The sequence below is a fragment of the Roseomonas sp. GC11 genome (assembly GCF_024437745.1).
In the GTDB taxonomy this organism is placed as follows: domain Bacteria; phylum Pseudomonadota; class Alphaproteobacteria; order Acetobacterales; family Acetobacteraceae; genus Pseudoroseomonas.
Window position 1 is genome coordinate 60,958 of the sequence record NZ_JANFNY010000018.1, and the last position, 8,917, is coordinate 69,874.

The 8,917-nt window shown below is 73.1% G+C and carries 5 protein-coding genes; 2 read left to right on the plus strand and 3 right to left on the minus strand.

Annotation, left to right across the window (positions count from 1 at the left end; genetic code table 11):
* Positions 1-16: 16 nt before the first annotated feature.
* Entirely contained in the window at positions 17-2,098 is a 2,082-nt protein-coding gene (locus tag NON00_RS07870) for a methyl-accepting chemotaxis protein (RefSeq protein WP_256019405.1), read from the minus strand.
* A 116-nt stretch (positions 2,099-2,214) separates the two neighbouring features.
* Here NON00_RS07870 and NON00_RS07875 point away from each other — a divergent pair, with 116 nt between their 5' ends.
* Entirely contained in the window at positions 2,215-2,985 is a 771-nt protein-coding gene (locus tag NON00_RS07875) for a metallophosphoesterase (protein WP_256019408.1), read from the plus strand.
* A 144-nt stretch (positions 2,986-3,129) separates the two neighbouring features.
* On the opposite strand, the gene NON00_RS07880 is transcribed toward NON00_RS07875, so the two are convergent.
* Positions 3,130-4,269, minus strand: a complete 1,140-nt coding sequence (locus tag NON00_RS07880; RefSeq protein WP_256019411.1) for an MFS transporter — start codon at positions 4,267-4,269, stop codon at positions 3,130-3,132.
* Between the two features lie 242 nt (positions 4,270-4,511).
* On the minus strand, positions 4,512-6,194 hold the full coding sequence (locus NON00_RS07885) for a methyl-accepting chemotaxis protein (protein WP_256019414.1): 1,683 nt from the start codon (positions 6,192-6,194) through the stop codon (positions 4,512-4,514).
* Between the two features lie 166 nt (positions 6,195-6,360).
* On the opposite strand from NON00_RS07885, the gene NON00_RS07890 reads away from it, so the two are divergent.
* Positions 6,361-8,917 (plus strand): helicase-related protein (locus NON00_RS07890; RefSeq protein ID WP_256019417.1); only part of this gene is annotated, 2,557 nt, incomplete at its 3' end.

Consider the following 8,917-nt stretch of genomic DNA (forward strand, 5'->3'; position numbering starts at 1 on the left):
AGAGGCGGCGGGGAAATCAGGCGACGCGGACAGCGGTCAGGAAGCCATCCACCTGCCGCTGCAATTTGCGGCCCACCTTCTGCAACTCCTCCACCGAGCGGAAGACCGTCGCGGCGGCCTCGCCCGTCACGGCGCTGTCCTGCGCCACGCTGGCAATGGTCTGCGTCACCTCATTGGTGCCATGCGCGGCCAGCTGCACGCTGCGGGCGATTTCCTGCGTCGCCACGCTCTGCTCCTCCACCGCGGCGGCAATGGCGCTGGCCGAGTGGTCGATGCCCTCCACCCCCTCGGTAATGGCCTGCACCGCCATCACCGCCGCGCCCGTCGCCTGCTGGATCTGGCCCACCAGCTCGGCGATGCCATCGGTGGCCTTGGCGGTTTCGTTGGCCAGGTTCTTCACCTCGCTGGCCACCACGGCGAAGCCCTTGCCGGCCTCGCCGGCGCGGGCGGCCTCGATCGTCGCGTTGAGGGCCAGCAGGTTGGTCTGGCCGGCGATGCGGCGGATCAGCTCCACCACATCGCCAATGCGCGAGGCGGAATCCTGCAACTGCTGCACCACGGCGCCGGTGCGCTCCGTCTGGCTGGAGACATCGCGCGTGGCGGTGGCGGAACCCTGCACCCGCGCGGCGATCTCGCGGATCGAGGCGCCCAGCTCCTCCGTCGCGGCGGCCACGGTGTTGACATTCTCCAGCGCGCCATCGGCCGAGCGCGCGGCGGATTGCGCCCGCTCGCCGGTCTGCCCCGCCTGCTGGCGCATCTGGCCGGCGGTGCCCTGCAGCCCCTCCCCGGCGCGGGCCAGCTCGGCCAGGGCCTCGCCCACGCTGTGCTCGAAATCCTGGCACAGCCCGGCGACGATCTCGGCGCGCTGCAATTCCGCCTGCTGCTGCTGCATCTGGCGCTGGCGCAGCGCCTCGGCCTCCGCCGCCCCCAGGCGCAGCGCCTCCAGCGCCTCGCCCATGCGGCGGAACTCATCCTCGGCGCGCGGCAGCGCCACGGGGGTATCGAGGTCCTGCCGCGCCAGCCGCCCCACCGCCTCGCGCAGCGACAGCACCGGCCGCGCCAGGCGGCGCAGCAGGATGACCGCCGCCACCACCGCCAGCAGCACCGCCCCGGCCAGCAGGACGGCGGACACCACCATGCCGCGCCACGCCTCCTCGCGCAGCGTGGCGGCGCGTTCCACCGCGAGGTCCAGCGCGGCATTGCCGATGCCCACCACCCGGGCGAAGGGCGCGTTGCAGCGCTGCGTCCATTCCTGCGCCGGCACCGCGGGCTTGCCGCTGCCATCGAGGCGGCCCAGCACGCCATCCATCCAGCGGTTGGCCTCCTGCATCTCCTGCCGCACCAGCTTCGCCTCGGCGCGCAGCGTGGTGGAGGCGCCGGGGCGCGCCAGCAGGTCGTCCAGCGCATCCAGCCCGATCACCGCCCGCGCGCGCTGCGCCGCCAGCTCATTCTGCTGCGGCACCGTCAGCGGCTGGCTGGTGGCCACCATGGCGCGCAGCATCGAGCATTGCCGGCCGAAATAAGAGCGCGACTCCCAGGATTGCTGGCGGATCTGCACCAGCTCGGCGAAGTAGCCGTCGATCAGCCGCATCCGCGTGCTGACCACGGAGGAGACATCGCCCAGCTTCTCCCCCGCATCGGCCACGGCCAGGGTCAGGGGCTGCATGGTGGCGAGGTTGCGCGCCGCGCGCGGCTGGGCGGCGATCTGGTCGGCCAGGGACAGGTTGCGGTGCACGGCGGCCGAGCTCTCGCCCAAGGCCGCCAGGGGCCTCTCCAGCTCCGGCACGCCCAGGCCACGCGCCGATTCATCCGCCGCGCGCAGCCAGCGCTCCGCCTCCGAGCGCGCATTGCGCAAGGCCTCGGAGGCATCGTCCTGCGTCAGCAGCGCCGTGCCCAGCGGGCCGGTCAGGAGCCGCACCTGCTGGCTGGCGCGGAACAGCACGCGGTCCACCTCCGACACGGTCACCGCGGTTTCCGCCTGGCGCAGCTGCGCCGCCGACTCCACCAATGACACGCCGGACTGCACCAGGAAGCCGAGCAACGGAATGGCGAACACCACCGCCAGCAGCGTCACCACTGATCCACGCCAACGCGACATCGCGGAAACCCCTGAGCCCCTTCACAAGAACGTTAAGCAACCTGGGTGAACAGGGGCTGAACGGATGCAACCTTCCTGGGGCATCGGCATTGCCCGGCCGCAGAAAGGCTGCCGCCATGACCGTGCTCCGCCGCATCGACCATATTTCAGACCTGCATTTCGGCCGGGTGGACGAGGGTGTGGCCGAGGCCCTGCTCGCCGCGCTGAATGACGGGCCGGCGGATCTCGTGGTCATCAGCGGCGACCTGACGATGCGCGCCCGCCGCCGCGAGTATCAGGCCGCCCGCCGCTTCATCGCGGCGCTGAAGGCCCCTGTGCTGGTGGTGCCGGGCAATCACGACATCCCCACCTATTGGCCCTGGGAGCGCTTCCTCGACCCCTTCGGCCGCTGGCACCGCTACATCAACCCGGATACGGAACCGCTCTGGCAGGATGAGCATCTGGCGGTGATCGGGCTCAACACCGTGGTCCGCGCCGCGCCGCGGCTCGCCTGGCAGGAGGGGCGGGTGAAGCGCCACCGGCTGGAGCGCCTGCTGCAACGTCTGGCGCGGCTGCCGCCGGGCCTGTTCCGCGTCGTCGTCGCCCATCATCCCTTCCTCGCCCCGGAGGACGCGCCGGAGACACCGCTCGCCCATCGCGCCGCCCCTGCCCTGGCGGCGCTGCGGCAGGCGGGGGTCCGCCTCATCCTCGCGGGGCATCTGCATCGCGGCTATGTCCGCCTGCATCGTGGCACCACGGCGGAGGGGGAGGACCTGCTGGTGGTCCAGGCCGGCTCCGCCACCTCCACCCGCCTGCGCGGGGAGCCCAACGCCTATAACCGCATCCTCATCCAGGACGGGCAGCCCAGCATCACGCCCCGCCGCTGGAACGGCCACACCTGGCTGTGATTCTTCTTTCAGGCTGCTTTTCTTTCAGGCTGCCGCTGTCTCCCGGCACGGCGGGACTCTTTTTCAGGCTGCCGCCGTCTCCCGGTATGGCGGGACGCAAACGGATAAAAGTTTTTTGGTTCTTTTTTCCAAAAAAGAACCTCTTCACCGCCTCCCCTGCGGCATTGCGAGGGCCAGCGGCAGTGCCGCAGCGCAGAGCAGGGCCATGGCCAGGAAGACGCCACCTCCGAAGGCGGCGTAGAGCGGCCCGGAGGCGAGGGTCATCAGCCCCGTGAGCAGGCCGACGCCGAGCGCGGCGTGGAGGGTCTGCGCCGTTCCAGCCTGGGCCGGGGGCACCAGGGCCAGCAGCAGATTCATGGCGGCGAGGTGCTGGGCGCCGAAGCTGAAGGCGTGCAGCCATTGCGCCAGGGCGAGCACCGGCAGGTCGGTGCTGGCGGCGAGGGCGAGCCAGCGCAGCAGCCCCGCGCCCGCCGCCAGCAGCGCCAGCCCGCGCGCGCCCAGCCGCCGCATCAGCCGCCGCCCGGCCATGAAGAGCAGCACCTCCCCCACCACGCCCTCGGCCCAGAGCAGGCCGATGGTGCCGGGGGAATGCCCCGCCGCCGCCCAGTGGATGGCGGCGAAGCCGTAATAGGCGGCGTGGCTGGCCTGGATCAGCCCGGAGAGCAGCAGCAGCCGCGCCAGCCCCGGCAGGCGCAGCGTGGCCAGGAAGCCGGCCCGGCGTGGTCCGCTCTCGCGCGGCAGCGGGCGGGGCAGGGTGAGGGCGGCGGCCAGGGTGGCCAGCATGCCGCCCGCCACCAGCCAGGGCACCAGCCCCAGCCCCCAGCCCCCCACCAGCCAGCCCGCCAGGGCCGAGGCCAGCATGAAGGCGAGCGAGCCCGCGGCGCGCACCCGGCCATAGTCGATCCGCCCCTGCCCGGCCGCGCCCAGCGCCAGCGTGTCGGAGAGCGGGATGATGGGCGCGCTGGCGGCATTGAAGGCGGCCTGCACCGCCAGGAAGCCGAGCAGCCCCGCCGCCCCGGCGAAGCCCGCCGCCGCCAGCGCCCCGGCCAGGGCGACGAGGCCGAGCAGCCAGCGCGGATCGGCCAGGGCATCGGCGCCGCGCCCGGCCAGCGGCCCGGCCAGCAGCCGCACGCCCGAGCCCAGCGCCAGGGCCAGCGAGACCTCCCCCGGCGCCAGCCCGCGCGCGGCGAGGAAGGCGGGCAGGAAGGGCTGCACCACGCCAATGGTGGCGAAGACGGCGCTGAACAGCGCCAGATAGGGCAAGGCAGGAATGACGGGAACCAACAGCGGGTCAGGGGCGGCAGATCAGGGGTGGCATTCTTGGGGGAGGCCGCGGCGAAGTCCACCCACGCCGCAAGGGGGGCGCCGCATCCGCGGGAGGGTTGGGAAGCCCCGGCGGCGGCGGGCATGGGGCGGGCTTCGCCCCCTCATGCGCCCCTTTTCTTTCCCTTGGTTCTTTCCCTTGGTCAGGCTTCCCTGCACCCGCCTTCAGCTAGCCGGCTGGCAGTTCGCCGTACCGGCGGCCCTCAGGCGATGCGGGTGAGGAAGCCCTCCACCGAGCCGCGCAGGGTCGTGTTGCGGGTCTGCAAGGTTTGCGCGGCGCCCGAGAGGGCATCGACCTGCCGTTCCGCCTCGCCCGCGGCGCTGCGCACTTCCTCGCTGCGGCGGGCCACCTCGTTGGTGCCGCGGGCGGCGGCGGCGGCGGCGCGGGCGATCTCCCGCGTCGCGGCGCCCTGCTCCTCAACGGCGGCGGCGATGCTGCTGCTGATGCGGTCCACCTCGGCGATGGTGCCGGCGATGCTGCCGATCGCCTCCACCGCCGCGCCGGTGGCCTGGCGCATGGCCTCGATCTGGCCGCCGATTTCCTCGGTGGCGCGGGCGGTCTGGTTGGCGAGGTTCTTCACCTCGGAGGCGACGACGGCGAAGCCCTTGCCGGCCTCACCGGCGCGCGCCGCCTCGATGGTGGCGTTCAGCGCCAGCAGGTTGGTCTGCCCGGCGATGGCGCCGATCAGCTTGACGACATCGCCGATGCGCTCGGCGGCCTCGCTCAGCGCCTGCATGGTGGCGTCGCTGCGCTGGGCGGCGCCGGCGGCGGCGCCGGCCACCTGGGTGGCCTCGCCGGTCTGGCGGGAGATTTCCTGCACGGCGGAGGCCATCTGCTCGGCCGCGGCGGCGACGGTGCGCACCTCGGTGGCGGTGCTGTCCGCCGCATGGGCGGCGGCGCTGCCGGCCTGGGCGGTGCGCTGGGCCACCTGGCGCAGCGTCTCCGCCGCGCCATCCACCGCCTGCGCCGCCTGGCCCAGCCCGGCCATGGCGGTATCGACCTCGTGGCGGAAGACGCCGACGGCCTCGGCATAGACCTCGGCGCGCTTCAGCCGCGCCGCGTTCTGGGTGCGCGAATCGTGTTCCAGCGCCTCGGCCTGGAGCAGGCTTTCGCGCAGGTTCTCAGCCGCCGCGGCCAGGATGCCGATCTCGTCGGCGCGGCGGGCGCCGGGCACGGCGCGGTCCAGCCGCCCGGCGGCCATGGCGGCGATGCTGTCCGTCGTCTCGCGCAGCGGCCGCAGGATGGAGCGCCGCACCACCAGCACCAGCACCGCGCCGAGCAGGGCCAGCGAGGCCAGGGCGATGCCGAGCATCAGGGTGGAGAGGCGGTCGGCATAGGCGATGGCGGAGGCGGCGGTCTCGTTGCTGTCGTGCTCGGCCGCCTTGGCCGCCTTGTCGAGCTGGGCGTTCAGCGCGCGGCGGTTGGCGCGGTTGGTCTCGTTGTTGCCCATGCGGTTGGCGGCGGGGGGGCCTTCCTCCACCCCGGCCCGCGCGATCTCCAGCCGGAAGCGCACGAAATCGGCCACGATGCGGGAGAGCGCCTCGAACTCGGCGAGTTCGGCGGGCGGCACCAGGGCGCGCCAGGCGGCCATTTCCTGCTCCAGCCCGGCGAGGCCGTTGCGCAGCGAGGTGGCGGCGCGGCGCGCATCCTCGCCCGGCTGGGCGAAATAGAGCAGCCGGCTGTCGGCCACGGCTTCCATCACCCGGGTGTTCACCCGTTCCGCCCGCCAGGCGGCGGCACCGGCGCGCTGGGCCTCGCGGACCTCGCCCTGGTAGCTCGACAGGGCCCAGAGGGCGAGAAACGCCATGCCCAACGCCACCGCGCCGGACAAGCCGAGCAGGGCGTAGATGCGTGTCGCCAGGGAGCGAGACAGCCAGCCGATCATCCAGTCCTCTCCTGTGGGGCATGCAGCGCGGGGTGCGCGGGGGGGCCTGATGGCGCGCCGGGTCCCTTGCCCCTGCCCCGAGTCACATCATTGAGAGGCTTCCCTAAGGAAGCGTTGAGGGGCCACGGTTGCAACGCCCCCCGCTTGGCGTCACACAGGGGGCGGAATGCCCGACCGCGCCCCCACCTCCGCCGCCGCGTCCATGTTCCCCGCGCGGGTCAAGGCCGTGCTCGGCCCGACCAACACCGGCAAGACCCACCTCGCCATCACCCGCATGCTGGCGCATGCCTCGGGCATCATCGGCTTCCCGCTGCGCCTGCTGGCGCGCGAGAACTATGACCGCATGGTGGCGGTGAAGGGGGAGCAGCAGGTCGCCCTCATCACCGGCGAGGAAAAGATCATCCCCCCCGGCGCCAAATGGTTCGCCTGCACGGTCGAGGCCATGCCGCTGGACCGCCGGGTGGAATTCGTCGCGGTGGACGAGATCCAGCTCTGCGCCGACCCGGATCGCGGCCATGTCTTCACCGACCGGCTGCTGCGCGCCCGCGGCATGGTCGAGACCATGTTCCTCGGCGCCGAGACCATCCGCCCGCTGCTCCAGCGCCTCGTCCCCCAGGCGGAGATCGAGACGCGGCCGCGCCTGTCCGAGCTGCGCCATGCCGGCCCGGCCAAGCTGACGCGGCTGCCACCGCGCTCGGCCGTCGTCGCCTTCTCCGCCGGGGAGGTCTATGCCATCGCCGAGGCCATCCGCCGCCGGCGCGGCGGCTGCGCCGTGGTGATGGGGCGCCTCTCCCCGCGCACGCGCAACGCCCAGGTGGCGCTCTACCAGAATCGCGAGGTGGATTTCCTGGTGGCGACGGACGCCATCGGCATGGGGCTGAACATGGATGTGGACCATGTCGCCTTCGCGTCCTTGCAGAAATTCGACGGCCACCGCCCCCGCCCGCTCTCGGCGCAGGAGGCGGCGCAGATCGCCGGCCGCGCCGGGCGCGGCATGCGCGATGGCAGCTTCGGCGTCACCGCCGACTGCCCGCCTTTGCCGGAGGAGATGGTGGCCAAGATCGAGGGCCACCAGTTCGAGTCGCTGCAGACCCTGGCCTGGCGCAACGCGGCGCTGGATTTCAGCGGCGTCGACGCCCTGCTGGACAGCCTGGCCGCGCCGCCGCCGGTGCCCGGCCTCTCCAAGGGCCATGACGCGACGGACCACATCACGCTGGAAGCCCTCTCGCGCGATGCCGAGATCCGCCAGATGGCGCGCGGCACGGCGCGGGTGCGGCTGCTGTGGGAAGCCTGCCAGATCCCGGATTTCCGCAAGCTGGCGGATGACAGCCACACCCGCCTCTGCGCCCGCATCTTCGGCCATCTGGTGAAGGAGCGCGGCCTGCCGGCGGAGTGGGTGGCCGCCCAGATCGCCCAATGCGCCTCCACCGAGGGCGACCTCGACACGCTGATGGCCCGGCTTTCGGCGATTCGCGTCTGGACCTATATCGCTGCGCGCGCCGACTGGATGCGCGACGCCGCCCGATTCCAGGATGCCGCCCGCGCCGCCGAGGATGCGGTGAGCGACGCCCTGCATGAGCGGCTGACCGCACGTTTCGTTGATCGGCGGGCCGCACACCTGATCCGCCGTCTCGACGAGTCGGCGGATGAGTTACTCTCCGCCGTCACCCGCCAAGGCGAGGTGGTGGTGGAAGGCCATCCGGTTGGCCAAGTGAAGGGTTTCGTGTTTGAACCCGATGCCGCTGCGGGTAATGGGGAGGAGCGCAAGCTTGTCCTGCGTGCCGCCCGCCGTGCCCTGCAGAGTGAGATGCCGAAGCGCGTGACTGAGATCGAAACCGCGTCCGACGACGCTTTCGCCCTGACCCCGTCCCACCGCATCACCTGGAACGGTGACGAGGTCGCCCGCCTGCGGCCCGGCCCCACCCCGGACAAGCCGCTGGTCGAGCCCCTGCCCTCCGACCTGCTGGACGGCGCGCAGCGGGAGCGCATCCGCGCCCGCCTCGCCACCTGGCTGGAGGCGCTGCTCAAGCGCGAATTCGCCCCCCTCGACACCGTCGAGACCAAGGCGGCGGAGGATGGCGCGCTGCGCGGCCCGGCCTTCCGCCTGCGCGAGTATCTCGGCCTGGTGCCCGGCGGCACCGAGGCCGAGGTGAACCCGGAGCTGCGCCAGAAGCTGAAGGGCATCGGCATCCGCGCCGGGCGCTTCGCCCTCTACCTGCCCGAGATGCTGAAGCCCCGCCCCATGGCGCTGCGCGCGCAGCTCTGGGCGCTGAAGGCCGATTGCGACGTCCCCGCCGTGCCGGGCGGCGGCCTCGTCTCCGTGCCGCCGCCGGAAGGCTGGCCGGAGGGCTTCGCCGAGACGATGGGCTGGGTGAAGGCCGGCCCCGTGCTGCTGCGCCTCGACGTGGCGGAGCGCGTGGCGGGCGAGCTCGGGCACCTGACGCGCCGCGCCCCGGCCATGCTGCCGCCCGATGTCGCCAGCCGCCTGGGCGTGAAGGCCGATATCCTGCCGGCCGTCCTGCAAACCCTGGGCTTCCGCCTGATCACCGCCGAGCCGCTGGCCGAGGACGCCTTCGGCCCGCCGAGCCCGGCCATGGTCAGCGCCCGGCGCGAGGAGCATCGCCACGGCCCGCGCCGCCACGGCCCCGGCCAGGGGCAGCGCCGCGAGGGCGAGCGTGGTGGCCCGCGTGGCGAGCGCCGCGAGGGCGAGCGTGGCCCCCGCC